This is a genomic window from Paraglaciecola marina, assembly GCF_004360155.1.
Lineage (GTDB): Bacteria > Pseudomonadota > Gammaproteobacteria > Enterobacterales > Alteromonadaceae > Paraglaciecola > Paraglaciecola marina.
In genome coordinates, this window is record NZ_ML178721.1 from 62,858 (window position 1) to 82,353 (window position 19,496).

Consider the following 19,496-nt stretch of genomic DNA (forward strand, 5'->3'; position numbering starts at 1 on the left):
TTAATTTTGCCTACGTATTAAATTTCTGATTAAAAAGCGGTTGGGGTTAAGGGCATCGAGTAAATGGTTTGCTAATGGTAGTGGCTCGCCTAACATCTGACTCACTAATAACTCTGCACATAAAGGTGCGGTGGTTAACCCTCTTGAACCTAAGCCGCACAACATAAAACTATTGGGAATATCTACGGGTTCAGGGTAGCGAGCCACAGGTAATGCTTTGTACAAATTTGTATATTGCTTAGTTTGTTCGGTGATATCTGGCACCGCTCCCACCATAGGTAGGTGGTCTGGGCTACTACACCTTATGCCAGCTCTGCCACCTTGAGTCTCAGACAAAGCCTTTGCCCACTGACAGTCTTGCAGGGCTTTTTGCTGCTTTTCAATATTCTGTTGTTGCTCTGAGAATCTATAGTCACAGTTTGTATCATCTTTTACATAGGTTGAACCTATGGTGTTGATGTTATTGAGGCTGGGTGTCATGTAACCTTTATGGCACAGCACAGTGTTAAGGTTAGCTAGTTCATTTTTACTTTCTAAATACTCAACTTGGCCTCTCACTAACCTAAAGGGCAATGCATTCAGCGGGGCTAATTGACTGCTATCACTGCCCGTAGCGTAAATAATAATATCAGTATGGCTCAGGCTGCCATCTAGCCAGTTAAGTTGCCATTTACTTCCATGCCGTGCGACCGACACAAGCTGATGATGGGTTTTCACCTCTGCTTTTGATTGTTTTACTAAGGCTGTTATCAGCTCAGGTAAGTGTATCCAGCCACCTTGCTCAATAAATAGTCCAGAGTAGGGTAGTGGTACGTTGGCTAGGTTACTGGCGTCTTGTGAGTCAACCCAACGTACCAGTGATTCTGGCCATGTTTTATTGTCTGCTAGCTTTTGGTAACGTTGTTTCACTTTATCATTAAAGGCTAATTGTAAGGTGCCGCACCATTGATGGGTAAAGTTACCCCCTGACTGTAATACAGTTTTATATAGGCGGCTTGCATAGGTAAAAGCCGTTGCATGTATTTGGCTAGGGTGTCCTGCTGTAGCGTTTAGTTGGGGGTAAAACCCGCCTTGGCTATTGCCCGAGGCCCCTTGTGCTAATTCGTTATCTTTACAAAATATATTCGCTTTTATCCCTCTTTTACTGAGGGCGTAAGCGCAATTGGCTGCTGCTAGGCCCCCTCCAATTATTGCAATGCTTGGGGCTGTGATATGTGTTGCTGGGGTTCTTTTAAAATAAGGAACCCGCACAGTTTTGGCTTGAGCACTAGTAAAAATCCCAGCTAACATGTCTCGCTTTCGGCCATGGCCTGGGCATTTTTTTGCATCAAAGCCTGCGGCTATTAAACCTCGTCTTACAAAGCCTGCTGCGGTAAAGGTTGAAAAGCTACATTGATCTTTAGCTAATAATGCCATGTGCTGGAATAAAAAGTCGTTCCACATATCTGGATTCTTACTGGGTGCAAAACCATCTAAATACCAAGCGTCAACTAATCCCGTTTTGGGGACTTCAATTTGTGGCAGAACTTGCTGTACGTCTCCAAACCATAAATCTAAGGTTACGGTTCCTCCTAAAAAGGAGAGCCTATGGCAGCCTGATACCAATAAAGGGTATTGGCGCAGTAACTCTTCTGAGTATTGTTTTAATTGAGGATAAAAAGACAACGCCTGAGTTAAGTCGGCAACATTGATTGGAAATTTTTCGATAGATAAAAAGTGCAGTCGCAATGGGCAGTCAGGGACGCTTTGTAGAAATAGGTCAAAGTGTAATAGGGTGACTAAAAAGTTTAAACCGGTACCAAAGCCTGTTTCAGCGATAACAAAATTCGCTGTTTGGCAGCTTTCCCAGCGGCTTAATATTTGATTATTCTTTAAAAAAACATGCTCAGTTTCACCTAGGCCTTTTGCATCAGAGAAATACAAATCATCAAATTGTGTGGCGTAAGGTGTGCCATTCTCATTAAAGTGAATATCGGCATGGGTAATGGTCAAAGTGAAGAATGTCCTAAAGCTACTACGAAGAAAGTGGAGAGGTAGTTTAAGGTACTCGAACCAAAGCAACAATCATTGATATGGAATCTTTCTAATGGCCACAAGGTAAAGGCTTAACCGACATAGCAACTTTAGGAATGCCATGTGATGGCGTCCATCGCTTGAATTCAATAAAGCCATGTTTCCTGTAAAGATTGATCGCGGGCTGGTTTACTTCTGCCGTTTCGACTGTAGCAGTATTAATATCGAATGATGTTAGAACGTAACTAATCAACTTGTCTGCGATGCCTTTTCTAAAAAAAATTGGGTCTACCGTAAGACTATGAATGTCTAATTGTTTGCCAATTATTTGTATTTCAATAATTGCTGCGAGACAAGTTTGCTCACTAAAACCATAAAAATCAGTTGTCGAGTTGACTATATCTTTAGCACTTCGTTTTAGTGGTGGGAAATCCGGTGTACCAATCAGCTCGGCTTCAATTTTATAAGAACTCTGAAAAACACGACGGATCTGATTAGCAATATCTTCATTTGAATTTTCAAGTCTTGTGATCATATTACTAGGTACTTAGCTACGTAAATTGAGTATATGTGATTACTTAGATTATCAAAAATATACATACAACGAGAGTCATTGTAGCGATTTATAGTGCCATAAACTGCTGATTTTGGCTGGCTAATTGGGCGATTTTTATTTAAGCTAACACTTGTACGCTGAAAGCAGACCACTTTGTTAGTGAAAATCATTAACATATACGAAAATTTCCTCGAAGGGTTAATCATGAGAAGAGCGGTAATTACTGGGCTTGGTATAGTCTCTAGTATTGGTAATAATGCAGAAGAAGTCACTGACTCACTTAGAGAAGGGCGTTCGGGCATTACATTTTCAGAAGAATTTGAACAAGCGGGCATGCGTAGCCAAGTTTGGGGCAAAGTTGATTTAGATATCAAAGATCACATAGACCGTAAGACCTTACGCTTTATGGGAGAAGCAGCAGGATATGCATATATTGCTATGGAGCAGGCTATTGCTGATTCAGGTTTAACAGAAGATATGGTGTCTAACCTTAGAACGGGCATAATTGCTGGTTCAGGTGGCGCATCTTCAAAAAATCAAGTAGAAGCAATAGATATTCTGCGCACTAAAGGCGTGAAGCGTATTGGTCCATATATGGTAACGCGTTGTATGGGTAGCACAGTATCGGCTTGTTTAGCCACACCTTTTAAAATTAAAGGTGTGAACTATTCAATTAGTTCTGCTTGTTCAACTAGTGCACACTGTATTGGTAACGCGTTAGAGCAAATTCAGTTAGGCAAGCAAGACATTATTTTTGCTGGTGGTGGTGAAGAGCTTCATTACACCTTGTCTGCTGAGTTTGATGCTATGGGTGCAATGTCTACTAAGTATAACGATGATCCTACTAAAGCGTCTCGTACTTACGATGCTGACCGTGATGGTTTTGTGGGTGCTGGCGGTGGCGGTATGGTGGTTGTTGAAGAGCTAGAGCACGCTTTAGCTCGTGGCGCTAAAATCTATGCTGAAATTGTAGGTTATGGTGCGACATCAGATGGTGCTGATATGGTGGCTCCATCAGGCGAAGGTGCAGTGCGTTGTATGCAACAAGCTATGCAAGGTTTAGATAAACCTATTGACTACATTAATACTCACGGCACTTCTACGCCAGTAGGGGATGTAAAAGAACTTTGGGCAATACGGGAAGTATTTGGTGATACTACTCCTGCTCTTAGTGCAACTAAGTCTTTGACTGGTCATGCTTTAGGTGCCGCCGGTGTGAACGAAGCGATTTACAGTATTCTGATGATGGAGAACGACTTTATCGCTCCGTCTATCAATGTAGAAAACTTAGATGAAAAAGCCGAAGGCATGGATGTTGTTACTGAGACCCGTGAGGGGCCTTTAACCACTGTGATGTCTAACAGTTTTGGTTTTGGTGGTACCAATGCCACATTAGTGATGCAAAAATACCAAAAATAACCGTTTAACAAACGTGCAAAATAACAAAAGCCAGCTTATGCTGGTTTTTTATTGTTTGTAATTCGTACTTTTAGGAATTGTTAAATGTCTAAAAACAAAAGTAACTTATGGCAAGTATTTAAAGGTGTAGCAGCAAGTATGTTAGGAGTGCAAAGCCACGCCAATTATAAAAGTGACTTTGAACAACCTTCTTTTATACCCTTTGTTGTAGTGGGCGTTTTATTCGTTGTAGGTTTAGTTGGTTTGTTAATATTACTAGTAAGTACCCTGACTTAATTAATTGGTTGTATTGGGCATCACACTCTATAAACCTCTATTCTTCGTCCCATTTCTTGGGCAATTTTAGATAGCTGTAAACTTGAAGCTGATAACTGCTCCGCACCCACCACGTTCTCTCTGGCTTGAATTTCAATGTTAGATACATTCTCATTAATACTTTGAATAACCTCATTTTGCTCTTGCGTGGATGTTGAAATGGTTCGCGTTACTTCATCTACTGATTGACAGTTCTCAACTATATTTGCAAGCACTGATGATATCTGATTAGCGTTTGATACGGCTTCTGTCGCTTGTTTGTTGCCACTCTCAATACTTGAAAATGCTTCTTCAGAGCTATGCTTAAGCACATCTACAACATCTGAGATTTCTTGTGTTGACTGTTGGGTACGTTTGGCTAAAGAACGAACTTCATCTGCTACAACAGCAAACCCTCTACCTTGCTCTCCCGCACGAGCGGCTTCTATTGCAGCATTTAGGGCGAGTAAATTGGTTTGATCTGCTACAGATTTAATGACATCTACCATACCTAAAATATCGCTCACTCTGTTATTAAGCTCAGTAATGGTCTCGCCAACTTTAGCCACTTCTTTGGCTGTGAGTGAGATTCCGCTTATGGATGTGGCTACTGCTTTTTCACCGTTTACGGTTTCTTTTGCTGCATTTTCTGCGCCTTTTGACGCTATTTGCATATTTTCCATAACCGATTTTACGCTGTCGCTCATTTCTCCGGTTGAATTAGCTATATTAGATATGTCGAGTTGAAGTTGAGTTAGATTCGTCTGACTTTGATTCGTTGCCGCTGCGGCTTCATTTGTGGCTGATGTAATTTGGTTTGCAGCTTCTTGAAAACTAATGAAGTCTTGTTTGATTTCTAAAAAGGTGTGGTTAATTAAAGAGGCAATAGCTCCTAGTTCATCTTCAGAAATTACTTCAATTGAGTCTGTTAAATCTTTAGTTTTATTAACTTTATTCATGACTCTATTGATTTCTTGAGACTGAGAAGCTCGCAACTGAATAGTACTAAACACTGCGTAGGTTACCAAAATCATCAATATCAAAATAATTAATTCAGTGATGATGAATAAACGTTCTGAGTTCATTTTAGATTGAGAATAGGTTGCAATTTCTTCTAGTAAAACTTGCTCAGAGTTTCTTAAATTGTTTAATCTCTTGGTTGCGACTTCAAACCACTCTTTAGCATCAACATTAAAATTATTTTGTGAGTTTCTAGCAATGTCTCGATAGCGATCAACATCTTTACTTGCTTTAGCATTTACAAACCTATCTATTTCACTTTTAAAGTTGGCCGTTGAAACAGCATATGCTGATTGAATGTAAACATCTTGCTTGCTAACAAGCTCTGAGAATTTTAAGAATAATTGTGATGTAAACGAATCTTGTGAAAATACGCTACTTAGTACCGCTCGCTCAATGCCCGCTTGTTCTTTTGCGTAAGCAAGATTGTATAAAGTAAGAAAACGTTCAGCGGATTTTGTCTCTTCTAGCTCTGCTGCTAACATTCCATTCAAATCTAGAATGAGTTTATTGTTGCTAGTGTAAAAACTTAAGGCATCAGATAAAGATATATTTAGTGAGCTTATTTTTCCGCGAATTTTCGATAGTTGATTTAAATTAGTTACTAGTTGATTGATCGTTAGGTTTGTTGCAGTGTGATAATTGTCTGCTTGGTAGAAGTTTGTAAATGCCTGCAAACTATCGTCTGTTAACTTTCTCTGTTTCTGGAGTTGGGAGTTAAAGCTACTTCCGTTAGAGCCTATGTAACCCGCTGACATACCCCTTTCTTTTTGTAATTCGTGAACTAATTGGCTAGTAAACGAAGTTAACTGTGCATCTGCTACGGTATCTTGTGCCTGTTGAAACGAATGGTATTCTCTAAATAATTCTAGGCTCATAAACACAACGAGAACAATTGATGGGATGAGTGTTAATTTTGATAAATTTTTAGATAGCCAACGTTTCATGCCAGTTTAGTCCTACAATAAAAGTGGTAGATATGAGTATTGCCTAATGAGCTGGTCATTTAAAGCAGTGTAATTAAAATAAATTCAGCCGGTTTTAAGGAGAGGTATTTTGGGCGATATACTGCTCAATATTATTGTCACCTTTAATACTTTATCCGATGGATGTCACTATTACTTGAATAAAATTTTAAATATTTGCAGCTTGCTGTAACCAATTGCAATAATATTTTATGTCTGGACGTTTTGTTAAATTTTATTCATCTAGAGTATTTCATTAAGACTTGAGTATTTTCTTGGTGTGCTTACGAATTTTAGAATCGACAGATTTATCTTGTACGATTTCTTTTAGAAAGCCTGAATATTTGGGTTTATTTACTAGTCCTAAAACTTTGCAATACCAAGCTAAAGTATCGATATGAAGTTTGGATTCTGCATTATGCAAATCTCGCTTCAGCCGAGTTGCAATCCACTCTTGAACTACTGGGGCAGCGGAGCCTGCGCGAAAAATTTCTTCAGCTGCAAATCGGTTCATAATCAAATCGTCGCTTTCTAATAAGTTTAAAATACGTGTGGTATGTAAGCTTTGACTGTTAGAATGACCCTCTAAGTTCTGCATTAATTGGTTTCTTTGTTGGTAAAACCCAATTTTGTTCATAACATGTTTGGCGCGGTTCCTGATGGACCTATTTGAGCTTTCGAGCACTAATCGCTCTAATGTTGAGCTATATTCGTAATTGCCAGATGAGGCTAAGGTACGCAATAAAGCGACTACCTGACGGATCACCACTTCTTCATTTTTAGATTTCGACATTATGTCAATATGCTTTGTTAGTATTATGTTTTTCACATTATCGAATAAGCGTTTATCACTAAGGCCTGAGCTAGTAATGCGGTTACTAAGATCGACCAAATCACTACCCTTTGCTTGCTCTAACTCAGTAATAAATTGATTTACTTCTGCATCAAGTTGACCTTGTAAGTCCGTTGAAAATGCGGGGGCTGAAAAAATAAAAAAAACGATTAGTAATATATTGGATTGTAAATTCAAAGTGGTTTCCTTGTTCTGGGCTTGCCTATTCACACAAGCAATAACCCAGATAGATATTGTACTTAATAACTACAGGGCATTCATATCTGTAATTGGAGTCACATTAGCATTGCCATCGGCAACCCTTTGAAGAACTGCTTGTGCCTTCTGAAGATACTTTTCAGGAACGGGTTTTTGTGAAGATTGATCGATAGCTACTGTTGTCATAGTATTCCATTCTGGAATTCTAGCGTCGTCAAAATCAGCGACACCCAGACTAATAGGTCCCCATCCAGACATATTAAACTTTAAGTAGTATTGTTTACCTGGCTTAAGCTCACCTTGTGCAACTCCCCAACTTCCTTGTACATACACCATAAATGTATGCATACCCGGTGTTGCTTTATATTGAAGTAACTTACCGGCTTCCAATGTTCCAATAAACTGTTCGCCATCCCAGGCTTCAACTTTTGCTCCATCTCCCATAAATACCGCTCTTCTAACAATATTTACCATGGCCATATCTGACGCTATTTCTTGTTCAAACTTCACTTCTTTCATATTGCCTAAGCCAGCGCATCCGTTTAGGAGAAGTATGAGAAAAATAAAAGTGATACTCGATAGATATTTGAGCATATAAAAATCCTTGTCTTATAATTATTTGAAAATTTATGAGTGGCTTTTTGGCATCCATAAAGTTGAAGTGAAACTGCTTGAGCATGTTATTGTTAGTCGAACTGCTATATCGCAGCTAGATAGTATCTATAAGTTTTGGGGATGTAAATCTTTGATATTAAACATTAAGCGCTATAAAGAACTGCTGTTTTCAGATAGTTAAATTGGGCTGATATTTATATCTGACTTAGCTTATCAAGCAAATCTACATCTAGCACCTGCAGCTTGCCGTAACGAATTGTAATAATATTTTCTGTTTGTAAATTTTGTAGAATTTTATTCACCGTTTGCCTAGAGCTATGAATTAATTGCGCCAATGAGTCTTGTGAAATGCTTAATTCGATTGGCGTGTTTTGCGTCGATGTTTGATGATCTTGTAAGCCTTTATGCATCAAGCTTAAGCGTTTACAAAGTTGCCCTTTTAGTGACAAACACCCAGTTTCATCAATCAGTGAAAAGGTAGAGCGTACTCTTTGGCATAGCAACTTCATGATGGCTTGCTGCCAGCTTGGATATTGCTGCATAGCTTCAAAAGCACCATTGGGTAATTTTAAAATAGTGGTTTCGCCTTCTGCATGGGCATCATGGGTGCGTGGTTGCCCATCCACTAAAGATATTTCACCAAACCAAGTACCAGGCAATATCCAAGTGAGAACCAGTTCTTTTCCTTCCAGGGTGACGTTACTTACGCGAACTCTACCTTTTAAAACACAATGAAAACCATCTGCTTGATCATTTTTTTTATGTAAAAACTGCTTATTTTCGAGAACTCTTATTTTACTTTTATGCAGTAAAGTATCGGCTAATTCTTTGGGTAAAGAGTTAAACCAAGGGTTTTGAATTAGGATTTCAATTATTTCACTTTGCTGCATACCGTTCTCAATTGTCTATTTGGCGACAGTTTCTGATAGGTTCATTAGCTTATCTTAGTGCCATTGATATGCAAATGGGATCAGCTTAAATGACAGAAACAATAAAAGATTTAGTCACTCAAGAAGAGTGGCAAGCTAGAGTAAATTTGGCAGCCTGTTACCGAGCTGTGGCTATGTTTGGATGGGATGACTTAATTTTTACCCATATATCTGCTCGTGTGCCCGGGCCAAAACACCACTTTTTGATTAACCCATTTGGGATGATGTTTGAAGAAGTCACAGCCTCAAGTTTGGTGAAAGTTGATTTACAGGGAAATAAAGTAATGGACTCTGATTACGATATTAACCCGGCTGGTTTTACGATTCATAGTGCCGTTCATGAAGCGCGAGACAACGCTAAATGCGTTATTCATTTGCATACCGCAGCTGGGATTGCAGTTTCGGCAAGTGAACAAGGTTTATTGCCTTTGAGTCAGCAGTCATTATTTGCTTTTTCTTCTTTGTCTTACCATGATTATGAAGGTGTGGCATTAAATCCAGATGAAAAAACAAGGTTAGTTGCTGATTTGGGGGACACCCATTTTATGATTTTAAGAAATCATGGCTTGTTGACCTGTGCTGATAATATAGCCGACGCATTTTTGTATATGTACTTATTAGAGTGCTCCTGTCAGATTCAACTCAAGGCCCAATCTAGTGGTCAAAATTTACTGCAAGTACCGTCTGAAATTTTGTCAGGAATTCAAGCTCAAGCAGAGCAAGTAACGCGCTCTGCTGGTGGGACCTTGGCATGGCCAGGAATTTTGCGTAAATTAGAGCGAACTAATCCAGGGTATGATCAATAACAATTGAAAACGCTAAGTTTCAAAAATTATAAATTACACGCCAATTACAGTGAGCTATGTGGCCATAAAATTGCTCATTGGCAATCTGTTGATTTTGAAACAGCGGTGGATAAAGAGGTTATTGTGTTGATTCATGGATTCCCTAGTGCGGCTTGGGATTGGCATTTAATCTGGAAACATTTAGCGAAACGATATCGGCTAGTCAGTTTAGATATGCTGGGGTTCGGGTTATCGGATAAACCTAGCGAACATCAATATAGTTTAATTGAACAGGCCGATATCGTGGAGGCGTTATTGAAAGAAAAAGTCGTGACTAATTACCATATATTGGCCCATGATTATGGGGATTCAGTGGCCCAAGAATTACTTTACCGACATGAACAATCTACTAGTAATAACACAATCGCATCTATTTGCTTTTTGAATGGAGGTTTGTTTTCAGCGGTTCATCGGCCTTTGTTTTCTCAGAAATTGCTACAAAGTCGTTATGGTAAGTTAGCCTGCCAGTTTTTGAATAAAAACAGTTTATCTAACAGCTTCAATAAAATTTTCGGGGCTAACACTCAAGCTAGCCAAACTACTATTGATACTTTGTGGAAATTACTTAAGCATAATAAAGGCAAAGTTGTTTTACCTAAGTTAATTACCTACATTGACGAACGTAAGGTTTTTGGAAAAACTTGGATTGAAAGTATGATCACGACTAGTATTCCAATGTATTTTATTAATGGCGTATTAGATCCTATCTCTGGACAGCAAATGTTAGATCATTATGTAGAGATTATTCCTAATCCATTAACTACTGCCTTAGAAGTAGGCCATTACCCCCAATTAGAAGCTCCTGAGCAAGTACTAGATCTTTATTTTGAGTTTTTAGCTCAAACCAATACATAAGATAGCTGAAGAACTCTCGCTGCAGCAAAGCATAAATAATTCCCTCTTGGCTTTTTTTACAAGACCGTGCCGTGACATAATGTTTATCTAAGCGTTAAATTATCCGAAACGAGTTACCCATGTTATGAAAATTTATTATGAAGACAGTATGCCTTATGCCACTGAGTTTTTTGCTGAGCTAGGTGAGTGTCAGGTGTTTTCTCATAAAACAGTCAATGCTGAAATGTTAGCTGATGCAGATGTTTTGCTGACTCGTTCAACCACCAAAGTTAACCAAGCCTTGCTATGTAAAAGTGAGCAAGTGCAGTTTATTGGCACTGCAACCGCTGGCACTGATCATGTTGATAAAGCTTATTTAGCATCAAAAGGTATTCCTTTTACTTCGGCGGGTGGCTGTAATGCAGTTGCAGTGGCGGAATATGTTCTTAGCGCAATTTTTGTGATGGCAAAGCGTTTAGATTGGCAGGTTGCAGACAAAACTGTGGGTATAGTTGGTGCCGGCAATGTGGGTACTGTGTTGGCAAACGTATTAACTGTTTTAGGGATTAAACATAAGTTATGTGATCCTCCCCTTGCTGATAATGGTGACTCGCGAAAATTTGTGAATATAGAACAAATTATGGACTGTGATGTGATTAGCTTACATGTGCCCTATGTGGCTGACGGACCCTATATCACTGAAGATTTATTTGATGCTAAAAGGTTGTCGCAACTAAATGAAAATCAACTGTTGATCAACGCTTGCCGTGGTGAAGTTGTTAATAATCAAGCTGCTTTAGCGCTTTTCAAACAAGGCAAAAAATTAAATTTAGTTTTAGACGTGTGGGACAACGAACCTAATATTGAAGCAGAGCTTGTACCTTATATTGCTTTAGCAACGGCACACATAGCTGGACATACTATTGAAGGTAAAGCTAGGGGCACAGAAATGTTGTATTTTGCTTTATGTAAGCAGCTTGATGTGCAGCCCACTAAAAAGTTGTCTGATTATTTACCCCTTGCTAAAGATAGCCAAAAATCGTTGCCTGATAGTGAGGAGTTTTGGGATGTGATCGAACATTTAGTGTTAGATGTGTACGATATTTCTGTAGATGATGCTCAATTTAAAACAAAACATGATGGTGCTGAGTCATTTAGATATATCCGAAAGCACTATCCTATAAGAAGAGAGTTTTCTGCAATGACGGTAAATGCTGGAAATTCAGCTCATTCAAAGGCAATCTACGGCCTTGGATTTTTGGCAGCAAAATAATTGCTCAAGAATCTGAATATAAATCAATTTATTTTAATTTTTTAGGAGTATTAGAACCATGTCTCGGGCCTTTGATGTCGCAGTGTTGGGCGCTACTGGATTAGTAGGACAACATATGATTGAAATTCTTGAACAAAGAGATTTTCCGATCAACAAACTTTATCCATTAGCCAGCGCACGTTCAGCGGGTGGAAAGGTGACCTTCAAGGGAAAAGAGATTACCGTTTTAAATGCAGACGAATTTGATTGGAGCCAAGTGCAACTTGGGTTCTTTTCTGCCGGTGGTAGTGTTTCTGAAAAGTTTGCACCTATCGCTGCTGAAGCTGGGTGTGTAGTGATTGATAACACCTCGCAATTTCGTTATGAACCTGATATTCCTTTGGTTGTTCCAGAAGTTAATGCCCATGCATTAGCTGATTTCCGCAACCGTAATATCATTGCCAACCCTAACTGTTCTACTATTCAGATGATGGTAGCCCTGAAGCCAATCCATGATGCAGTTGGCATTGAGCGTATTAACGTATCTACTTACCAGTCAGTGTCTGGCGGTGGCAAAGCTGCGATTGATGAACTAGCTCACCAAACTGCTGCATTGTTAAGCGGTAAAGAAGCTAAGCCTGAAGCGTTTAGCCGACAAATTGCTTTTAACGTTATTCCGCAAATTGATGTGTTTATGGATAATGACTACACCAAAGAAGAAATGAAAATGGTGTGGGAAACTAAAAAGATAATGGGCGACGAGTCGATTCTTGTTAATGCGACAGCCGTTCGTGTTCCAGTTTTTTATGGTCACGGTGAAGCAATTCACTTAGAAACCCGTGCACCTATTGATGCAGAAGAAGTTAAAAACTTATTAGAGCAAGCGCCTGGTGTAGTTTTGCACCGCGACCGAGAAGAGTTTCCTACTCAAGTGAGTAGCGCAAGTGGTAATGATGATACTCACGTTGGCCGTGTAAGAAATGATATTTCTCACCCTAACGGCATTAATTTATGGGTTGTTTCTGATAATGTCCGTAAAGGCGCTGCAACTAATAGTGTACAAATAGCAGAGGCGTTAATTAAGGACTACATGTAGTTTTTAGAGCTGTTAATTGTTTATAGTGAGGGCCAAACCAGTTCTGGTTGTTCTGGCCCTCATGAAATCTAATCAAATGCCGATAGCTTTATACTTACTGCAACTTTAATAGACTTGTATAGGTTTTATCTTGGCTAATCAAAAGCTTGGCAATCTAGATCAAACTCAGCATCTAGTTTATAGTTGTGTAAGATTTATGTTTATATTTCGATCTTGGAATACGAATTGCTAATCCCTACTATTACGCCCGTTTACAGCCAATAAAATGACTAAGGGCTAGACAATTTAAATTGTCAATATTAAAAGATATATCCTTTTTCAAAAGGGTTGGTAAAGATTTATTCGTGTTGTAAACATTAAGTGTTAATTTATGCCGCACCACCTAAAAATTAAAATAAATATCATTGAGCAAGAAGGAACAATATGAATTTGCGACTGAGTGCATTGACACTTTTGATATTGCTGAACTTCATTACAGCTGTCTACGCTGCAGACTTCGAACAAGTAAAGCTCAGAGGTCCTAAAGACTCTACCGCGCACCTTTCTGGCATTGAATATGGGCCGATTACCTCTTCCGATACATTATGGCAAATTGCTACCCGCTATCGAACTAATTCAAATAATAGTATTTATCAAATCATGTTAGCCATATATGAACTGAATGAAGGGGCTTTTGAAAAAGAAAATATTAACCTAATGATGGATGGGGCCATGTTGCAACTCCCATCGCAACGATACATTTCAAGGGTTGATAAAGAGCAAGCAAAACAAAGAGCAGAACTAGATGCGAGAAAACTTCGAGGCCCAATAGAATCTCCTACTGCACTTGCAAACAAGCAAGCTGTTAGTACAGAAGCGTTAGATGAAACAAAACAAATATTAGAGAAGAAACTTGGCGCAATTGACGAGGAACAAACTCGCCAGTTTATGGCGATTAGGAAACAATTTGCCGAGTCTATTAGTAATGTTCAAAGCATATTGGATGAAAATCAAAAGCTCTTTGAACGTCTCGACCAAGTAAATAGTGATATTGATGAAATAAGAAGCAAAGAAGAGCAAAAAGCCCAACAAATGGAAACCATGGGTGAAAGTATTCAAGAGTTATTAGCTAAAGCTCGTCAGGCAGAAGCTGAGCGAGAAGCTCAATTGAAGGCATCTAACACGTCATGGTTTGATGAGCCTCTCAATCTTATCTTGAGTTCAGTACTATTTGTATTGGTATTGTTAGTAGGCATAGCCGTTTGGTTAATTAAACGTAAGGGAGGCGAGCCTAAGCCTGATACAGATGACGAATTAGAAAATCTACCATTGGATTTACATGCAGCAGAAATGGATGATTTATCAGATGCTCTAAGTGCTGAATTGGAAAGTGATTCTGAAGACGAGTTAGATGATGATAACTTGTTTGGCGATGATGATATTTTAGATGATGTGTTGGCTGAAGAGTTAGAAGACTCGTTAGATGACTCATTAGACGAGCTTGGTGATGATACCTTAATTGATGATAGTTCAAACGTATTTGATGACTTAGGTGACGAGGTTTTAGATGATGACTTTGAAGTTGGGTCTGACACAGTTGCACAAGAAGATTTAGATAGCTTATTTGACACTGATGAAGAGTTATTAACTGAAGTCAGTGATGATGAAGATGATTTACTAGGTGAAATTGATAGCAGTGATGACGCTGATAACACATTTGATGTATCCGAAGATACTAGCTCAAGTGATGAAATAGAAGACCTGCTAGAAGATGAACTATTGTCAGATATTCAGGACGATTCAGAAGAAGCTCCTTCGATCGAGCCTGTGGATGACGAAAATGAACAACCAGAAATTAGTATTGATGATTTATTAGATGAATCTGAGTCTTCAGGGTTAGAAGAGGACTCTTCTTTACTTGATGGTTCAGAAGAAATAAATGAGGATGTTTTAGATAATCTAGACAAAGAAATCAGTAGTCAAAATGAAGAGCTGGATGCAGTTACTGGTAGCTTAATTGACGAGTTAGAGCAAGTCGAACAGATGGCAGATATGCTGGGAGAAGATGACTTCGATGATAACGAAGATACACAACTTGGGATTCAAACCTTAGATGAGTTAGCTGAAAACCTTGATGATGATTTACTGTTAGGCGAAGAAGATGAGGAACCTGAAAGTTCAGAAATTGACATTGATGAGCTTTTAGAGACAAGTTCTACTTTTGAGTCCGAAGCTGAACCAGAGCTAGAAGTTGAAGCTGAACCAGAGCTAGAAGTTGAAGCTGAGCCAGAGTTAGAAGTTGAAGCTGAACCAGAGCCAGAAGTTGAAGCTGAACCAGAGCCAGAAGTTGAAGCTGAACCAGAGCTAGAAGTTGAAGCTGAACCCGAGTTAGAAATTGAGTCTGAACCCGAGTTAGAAGTTGAGTCTGAACCAGAGCTAGAAGTTGAAGCTGAGCCAGAGCTAGAAGTTGAAGCTGAACCAGAGCCAGAACTTGAAGCTGAGCCAGAGCCAGAGCTAGAAGTTGAAGCTGAACCAGAGCCAGAAGTTGAAGCTGAACCAGAGGTAGAGGTTGAGTCTGAACCCGAATTAGAAGTTGAAGCTGAACCAGAGCCAGAACTTGAAGCCGAACCAGAGTTAGAGGTTGAAGCCGAACCAGAGCTAGAAGTTGAAGCTGAACCAGAGCCAGAACTTGAAGCCGAACCAGAGTTAGAGGTTGAAGCCGAACCAGAGTTAGAAGTTGAGTCTGAACCCGAATTAGAGGTTGAAGCCGAACCAGAATTAGAGGTGGAAGCCGAACCAGAGCTAGAAGTTGAAGCTGAACCAGAACTAGAAGTTGAAGCTGAACCAGAGCTAGAAGTTGAAGCTGAAGCGGAGATAGAAGTTGAAGCTGAACCAGAGTTAGAGGTTGAGTCTGAACCTGAATTAGAAGTTGACGCTGAACCAGAGCCAGAAGTTGAAGCCGAACCAGAGTTAGAGGTTGAAGCTGAACCAGAGTTAGAAGTTGAAGCTGAACCAGAGTTAGAAGTTGAAGCTGAGTTAGAGGTTGAAGCCGAACCAGAGTTAGAAGTTGAAGCTGAACCAGGGTTAGAAGTTGAAGCTGAGCCAGAGCCAGAACTTGAAGCTGAGCCAGAGTTAGAAGTTGAAGCTGAACCAGAGTTAGAGGTTGAGTCTGAACCTGAATTAGAAGTTGACGCTGAATCAGAGCCAGAAGTTGAAGCCGAACCAGAGTTAGAGGTTGAAGCCGAACCAGAGTTAGAAGTTGAAGCTGAGCCAGAGTTAGAAGTTGAAGCTGAACCAGAGTTAGAAGTTGAAGCTGAGTTAGAGGTTGAAGCCGAACCAGAGTTAGAAGTTGAAGCTGAACCAGGGTTAGAAGTTGAAGCTGAGCCAGAGCCAGAACTTGAAGCTGAGCCAGAGTTAGAAGTTGAAGCTGAACCAGAGTTAGAGGTTGAGTCTGAACCTGAATTAGAAGTTGACGCTGAATCAGAGCCAGAAGTTGAAGCCGAACCAGAGTTAGAGGTTGAAGCCGAACCAGAGTTAGAAGTTGAAGCTGAGCCAGAGTTAGAAGTTGAAGCTGAGCCAGAGCCAGAACTTGAAGCTGAGCCAGAGTTAGAGGTTGAAGCCGAACCAGAGTTAGAAGTTGAACATGAATTTGAATCTGACTTGGAGTTAGATCCCACATTTGAGCAAGAGCTTGGCGAACACAATACTCTAGATGAAGATCAGCTTGAAAAGGCATTGGAAGATTTTGAAAATGAAGAGTTAGATGAAGTTTTAGAAGATCTCACTTCTAATGAGAACTCCTCCTTAAGTTCACTTGATGAGCTAGAGTTTTCAGCAGTTTCTGAAGACGTTTTAGAAGGTGAAGAAAAGTCTATCGATAAGGTGTTGCAAGACTCTCTTAATGATTTACCTGACTTGAATGATATCACCTCAAACTCTGATTTTGACGATTCAATACTTGAAAACGCATTAGAAGAGAATTCTCAATTACCGCCCGTTGAGGATAATAGCGAACTTGAGGATATGCCTGGGTTAGGAGATTGGTTAACGGAAGGTGATGAGCCTCAGGCTGATGACAAAGCCATTGAAGAGCTTGATGATTCTAGTTTTGATGAGATGCTCGAGGCCATTGATTTAGATTTAGAGGAAGAAGATAATTTAGGTTTCGATATCCCAGCTTTATTAGATGAAAATCCAAGTGATAATACAGTTGAAGAGTCGGCAGCTCTATTAGACGAAGAAAATGATGAAGACTTTTTAGATGTTGAATCTCTGCTAAATGATAGTGTGGATGCTGAAGCTGATGAGCTTACTGAAAATGATTTTGACTTAGATATAGAGCTAGAACCATTTGTTTCAGATCAAGACAACCTTGAAATGATTGATGTTGATGCAGATGATGGCATGGGGGCTAAGTTAGATTTAGTTCAAGCGTATATTGAAATTGGTGAAGATGATTCAGCTAAAGAGTTGATCGACGATGTAATCGCTAATGGTACACCAAAACAGGTTGCCGAAGCTAAGAAGTTACTAGACAACCTAGGCTAAAATCTTTTTTGACTGAATCTAGTATTGATTGAATGAATTTTGGTATTTTGTCTGTCTCTAATAATGCAGAGGTGCATACGCCAACTAAAATGTTATTAAAGTGGCGTTGATAACCATTAATATTTAGTCAAATTGGATACTTAAGTGAAATTTTACTTTATTGTTTTTAGTGCGCTTTTGAGTAGTAGTGTTTTTTCTAAAGAAACTTCTATTATAGTTTTAAGTAAAGATGACATGGCCGTTGCTAATGTGGTGGTAGCCCTGACTCCTAAGGTGGAGAAAGAGTATACTGCCCCTGAAGAGCTCGCAATCATGGATCAAGTCGATACTCAGTTTTTACCCCATATTTTGATTGTGCAGCAAGACGCTAGGGTCATTTTTCCTAATTCAGATTCCATTAAACACCATGTTTACTCTTTCTCAACGGCTAAAACTTTTGAGTTACAGTTATATAAAGATCTTCGGGCTGAACCATTGCTTTTTTCTAATACAGGTATTGTTGAACTAGGGTGCAATATTCATGATTGGATGTTGGGTTATATTTTTGTTGCCGATACCCCTTATTTTGCAAAAACTGATACACATGGCAAGGTTATTCTAGATGTGCCTGAAGGGGAGTATGTTGTAAAGGTGTGGAACCCTAGATTTCAAGAAAAAGATGAAGTATTAGCTTTAAATATGACAGTTCCTACAGAAGGTTCAATGGTGGTTAAGTTAAACAATGATTTACTGCCAGATCTAAGCGATTACGAACAAAGCGCTGATGAATTTTCAGATTATGAATAAAAACGTAACTCCCTCTTTTTTGTTTTTAGTGGTGTTAATCAAAACTCTTATTAGAACCAAGCATATGCTTGGTTGGATAGTTTTACTGAGTTTTACCAAAACTTATGCTTTTGAAATAGAAGGGGTTGTTCAGCTTAATTATGTCAAATCCGATGAATTACCTGCTTGGTTTGAGCAGGATACTGGGATTCTGGCCTACTCAGAGAATAGCGTCAATTTGCAGCAAGGACTAGTGAAGGTTTCTGATAGCTTCACTAGTGGATTGAGCTATTCACTAGTAGGAAACGTTTATCAATTAGGCTCACAGAATATTGGCGTTTCCCAAGCTCAGGTCGCATTTAAGCCATTAAGTAAAGATAAAATTAGATGGCGAGCTAGGGCTGGTTTTTTTTACCCTAAAATGTCCCTAGAAAATGTTGATACGGGGTGGCTCTCGCCTTTTACTTATACACAATCAGCCATAAATAGCTGGATTGGTGAAGAATTACGAACAGCTGGCCTTGAATTAACGCTGTATAGTCCTGGGCGTAGTCGCAATAGTGCTTTTTCTTGGGAGTTGCATGGTTCGGTATATAAGGGCAATGACACGTTAGGGACAGTCATTAGTTGGAGAGGGTTTGCAATGCATGATAGACAAAGTCTCAATAATGATAAGGTCCCTTTTGCTGCCTATCCAAGTGTGGTGCAAGAAGATAGAATTTTTCATCCAGATTATGTTGAGCCTTTCCATGAATTAGATGGACGATTTGGGTTTTACCTTGGAGCTCATCTAGATTATTACCGACAATCTAGTTTTCGTTATTATTATTATGACAATCAAGCTGATCCTAACGTGGTCAATTATGAACGTTTATATGCTTGGCGGACTAAGTTTCATTCAATTGCTTTGCAGCATAAGTTTAATAAAAATACTCGCTTGATTACACAATGGATGACTGGTAGCTCAATTATGGGGAAGCATTTTGTGTATATTGATTTTGATGCTTGGTATTTGATGTTAAGTCATAAATATAAATCTCATAGGTTTAGTGCCCGCTTTGATTTATTTGAAGTGAGTGAAGATGATATTTTCCCTTGGGATCCAAATAATAGTGATGGTGAAGCCCTCACAATAGCGTGGCGCTACGATCTGAATATGCATTGGCAAGTAGGGCTTGAACAACACTTTAATCAAAACTCAGCAGATATCAGGGCTACTCTAGGTCAAAACGTTAGTATCGACCAACAACAGAGTTTGGCGGTGTTGGAATATCGTTGGTGATTAAATATTTTTCTTACGACATGTTGTATTAGT

15 protein-coding genes are annotated in these 19,496 nt (G+C 39.3%); 9 read left to right on the forward strand and 6 right to left on the reverse strand.

What is annotated here, in order from left to right; all coding sequences use genetic code 11:
- Together mnmC and EOK74_RS02280 are read right to left on the reverse strand one after the other, a co-directional pair.
- Nucleotides 1-1,992: a bifunctional tRNA (5-methylaminomethyl-2-thiouridine)(34)-methyltransferase MnmC2/FAD-dependent 5-carboxymethylaminomethyl-2-thiouridine(34) oxidoreductase MnmC1 gene (mnmC, locus tag EOK74_RS02275; RefSeq protein ID WP_133468288.1), complete on the reverse strand. Its 1,992-nt coding sequence runs from the start codon at nucleotides 1,990-1,992 to the stop codon at nucleotides 1-3.
- 91 nt (nucleotides 1,993-2,083) lie between these two features.
- Entirely contained in the window at nucleotides 2,084-2,548 is a 465-nt protein-coding gene (locus tag EOK74_RS02280; protein WP_133468289.1) for a GNAT family N-acetyltransferase, read from the reverse strand.
- 225 nt (nucleotides 2,549-2,773) lie between these two features.
- On the opposite strand from EOK74_RS02280, the gene fabB reads away from it, so the two are divergent.
- A complete protein-coding gene (fabB, locus tag EOK74_RS02285; protein WP_133468290.1) occupies nucleotides 2,774-3,988 on the forward strand; it encodes a beta-ketoacyl-ACP synthase I in 1,215 nt (404 codons plus the stop codon).
- An 84-nt stretch (nucleotides 3,989-4,072) separates the two neighbouring features.
- Entirely contained in the window at nucleotides 4,073-4,264 is a 192-nt protein-coding gene (locus EOK74_RS02290) for a DUF2970 domain-containing protein (protein WP_133468291.1), read from the forward strand.
- Nucleotides 4,265-4,284: 20 nt separating this feature from the next.
- Here the strand turns inward: EOK74_RS02290 and EOK74_RS02295 are convergent, their stop codons facing one another.
- The 4 genes from EOK74_RS02295 to EOK74_RS02310 all read right to left on the reverse strand — a co-directional run bounded on the left by EOK74_RS02295 (nucleotide 4,285) and on the right by EOK74_RS02310 (nucleotide 8,823).
- Nucleotides 4,285-6,249, reverse strand: a complete 1,965-nt coding sequence (locus tag EOK74_RS02295) for a methyl-accepting chemotaxis protein (RefSeq protein ID WP_133468292.1) — start codon at nucleotides 6,247-6,249, stop codon at nucleotides 4,285-4,287.
- A gap of 274 nt (nucleotides 6,250-6,523) precedes the next feature.
- Nucleotides 6,524-7,297 (reverse strand): hypothetical protein, encoded by a 774-nt coding sequence (locus EOK74_RS02300; RefSeq protein WP_133468293.1) that lies wholly within the window; start codon nucleotides 7,295-7,297, stop codon nucleotides 6,524-6,526.
- A 69-nt stretch (nucleotides 7,298-7,366) separates the two neighbouring features.
- The gene (locus EOK74_RS02305; protein ID WP_133468294.1) at nucleotides 7,367-7,912 is read right to left on the reverse strand and encodes a hypothetical protein; all 546 of its coding nucleotides are present in this window, start codon (nucleotides 7,910-7,912) and stop codon (nucleotides 7,367-7,369) included.
- 215 nt (nucleotides 7,913-8,127) lie between these two features.
- Complete coding sequence (locus tag EOK74_RS02310; RefSeq protein ID WP_133468295.1) at nucleotides 8,128-8,823, reverse strand: Crp/Fnr family transcriptional regulator; 696 nt, start codon at nucleotides 8,821-8,823, stop codon at nucleotides 8,128-8,130.
- An 89-nt stretch (nucleotides 8,824-8,912) separates the two neighbouring features.
- On the opposite strand from EOK74_RS02310, the gene EOK74_RS02315 reads away from it, so the two are divergent.
- The 7 genes from EOK74_RS02315 to EOK74_RS02345 all read left to right on the forward strand — a co-directional run bounded on the left by EOK74_RS02315 (nucleotide 8,913) and on the right by EOK74_RS02345 (nucleotide 19,463).
- Nucleotides 8,913-9,668 carry a class II aldolase/adducin family protein gene (locus tag EOK74_RS02315; protein WP_133468296.1) on the forward strand — a complete coding sequence of 252 codons (756 nt, stop codon included), beginning with the start codon at nucleotides 8,913-8,915 and terminating at the stop codon, nucleotides 9,666-9,668.
- Nucleotides 9,669-9,671: 3 nt separating this feature from the next.
- Nucleotides 9,672-10,562 (forward strand): alpha/beta fold hydrolase, encoded by an 891-nt coding sequence (locus EOK74_RS02320; RefSeq protein WP_133468297.1) that lies wholly within the window; start codon nucleotides 9,672-9,674, stop codon nucleotides 10,560-10,562.
- A gap of 124 nt (nucleotides 10,563-10,686) precedes the next feature.
- A complete protein-coding gene (locus tag EOK74_RS02325; RefSeq protein ID WP_133468298.1) occupies nucleotides 10,687-11,814 on the forward strand; it encodes a 4-phosphoerythronate dehydrogenase in 1,128 nt (375 codons plus the stop codon).
- A 58-nt stretch (nucleotides 11,815-11,872) separates the two neighbouring features.
- A complete protein-coding gene (locus EOK74_RS02330; protein ID WP_133468299.1) occupies nucleotides 11,873-12,889 on the forward strand; it encodes an aspartate-semialdehyde dehydrogenase in 1,017 nt (338 codons plus the stop codon).
- 423 nt (nucleotides 12,890-13,312) lie between these two features.
- On the forward strand, nucleotides 13,313-17,416 hold the full coding sequence (locus tag EOK74_RS02335) for a FimV/HubP family polar landmark protein (RefSeq protein WP_133468300.1): 4,104 nt from the start codon (nucleotides 13,313-13,315) through the stop codon (nucleotides 17,414-17,416).
- Nucleotides 17,417-17,593: 177 nt separating this feature from the next.
- Nucleotides 17,594-18,202 carry a cupredoxin domain-containing protein gene (locus EOK74_RS02340; protein WP_239023981.1) on the forward strand — a complete coding sequence of 203 codons (609 nt, stop codon included), beginning with the start codon at nucleotides 17,594-17,596 and terminating at the stop codon, nucleotides 18,200-18,202.
- Between the two features lie 64 nt (nucleotides 18,203-18,266).
- The gene (locus EOK74_RS02345) at nucleotides 18,267-19,463 is read left to right on the forward strand and encodes a hypothetical protein (RefSeq protein ID WP_133468485.1); all 1,197 of its coding nucleotides are present in this window, start codon (nucleotides 18,267-18,269) and stop codon (nucleotides 19,461-19,463) included.
- Nucleotides 19,464-19,496 lie beyond the last annotated feature (33 nt).

What these genes read in the sequence shown, in the direction of transcription:
- EOK74_RS02295 (WP_133468292.1), bottom strand. Translation starts at nt 6,249, where the DNA reads ATGAAACGTTGGCTATCTAAAAATTTATCAAAATTAACACTCATCCCA.
- EOK74_RS02315 (WP_133468296.1), top strand. Translation starts at nt 8,913, where the DNA reads ATGACAGAAACAATAAAAGATTTAGTCACTCAAGAAGAGTGGCAAGCT.
- EOK74_RS02345 (WP_133468485.1), top strand. Translation starts at nt 18,267, where the DNA reads ATGCTTGGTTGGATAGTTTTACTGAGTTTTACCAAAACTTATGCTTTT.
- EOK74_RS02335 (WP_133468300.1), top strand. Translation starts at nt 13,313, where the DNA reads ATGAATTTGCGACTGAGTGCATTGACACTTTTGATATTGCTGAACTTC.
- EOK74_RS02310 (WP_133468295.1), bottom strand. Translation starts at nt 8,823, where the DNA reads ATGCAGCAAAGTGAAATAATTGAAATCCTAATTCAAAACCCTTGGTTT.
- EOK74_RS02290 (WP_133468291.1), top strand. Translation starts at nt 4,073, where the DNA reads ATGTCTAAAAACAAAAGTAACTTATGGCAAGTATTTAAAGGTGTAGCA.
- EOK74_RS02325 (WP_133468298.1), top strand. Translation starts at nt 10,687, where the DNA reads ATGAAAATTTATTATGAAGACAGTATGCCTTATGCCACTGAGTTTTTT.
- EOK74_RS02330 (WP_133468299.1), top strand. Translation starts at nt 11,873, where the DNA reads ATGTCTCGGGCCTTTGATGTCGCAGTGTTGGGCGCTACTGGATTAGTA.
- EOK74_RS02305 (WP_133468294.1), bottom strand. Translation starts at nt 7,912, where the DNA reads ATGCTCAAATATCTATCGAGTATCACTTTTATTTTTCTCATACTTCTC.
- EOK74_RS02280 (WP_133468289.1), bottom strand. Translation starts at nt 2,548, where the DNA reads ATGATCACAAGACTTGAAAATTCAAATGAAGATATTGCTAATCAGATC.
- fabB (WP_133468290.1), top strand. Translation starts at nt 2,774, where the DNA reads ATGAGAAGAGCGGTAATTACTGGGCTTGGTATAGTCTCTAGTATTGGT.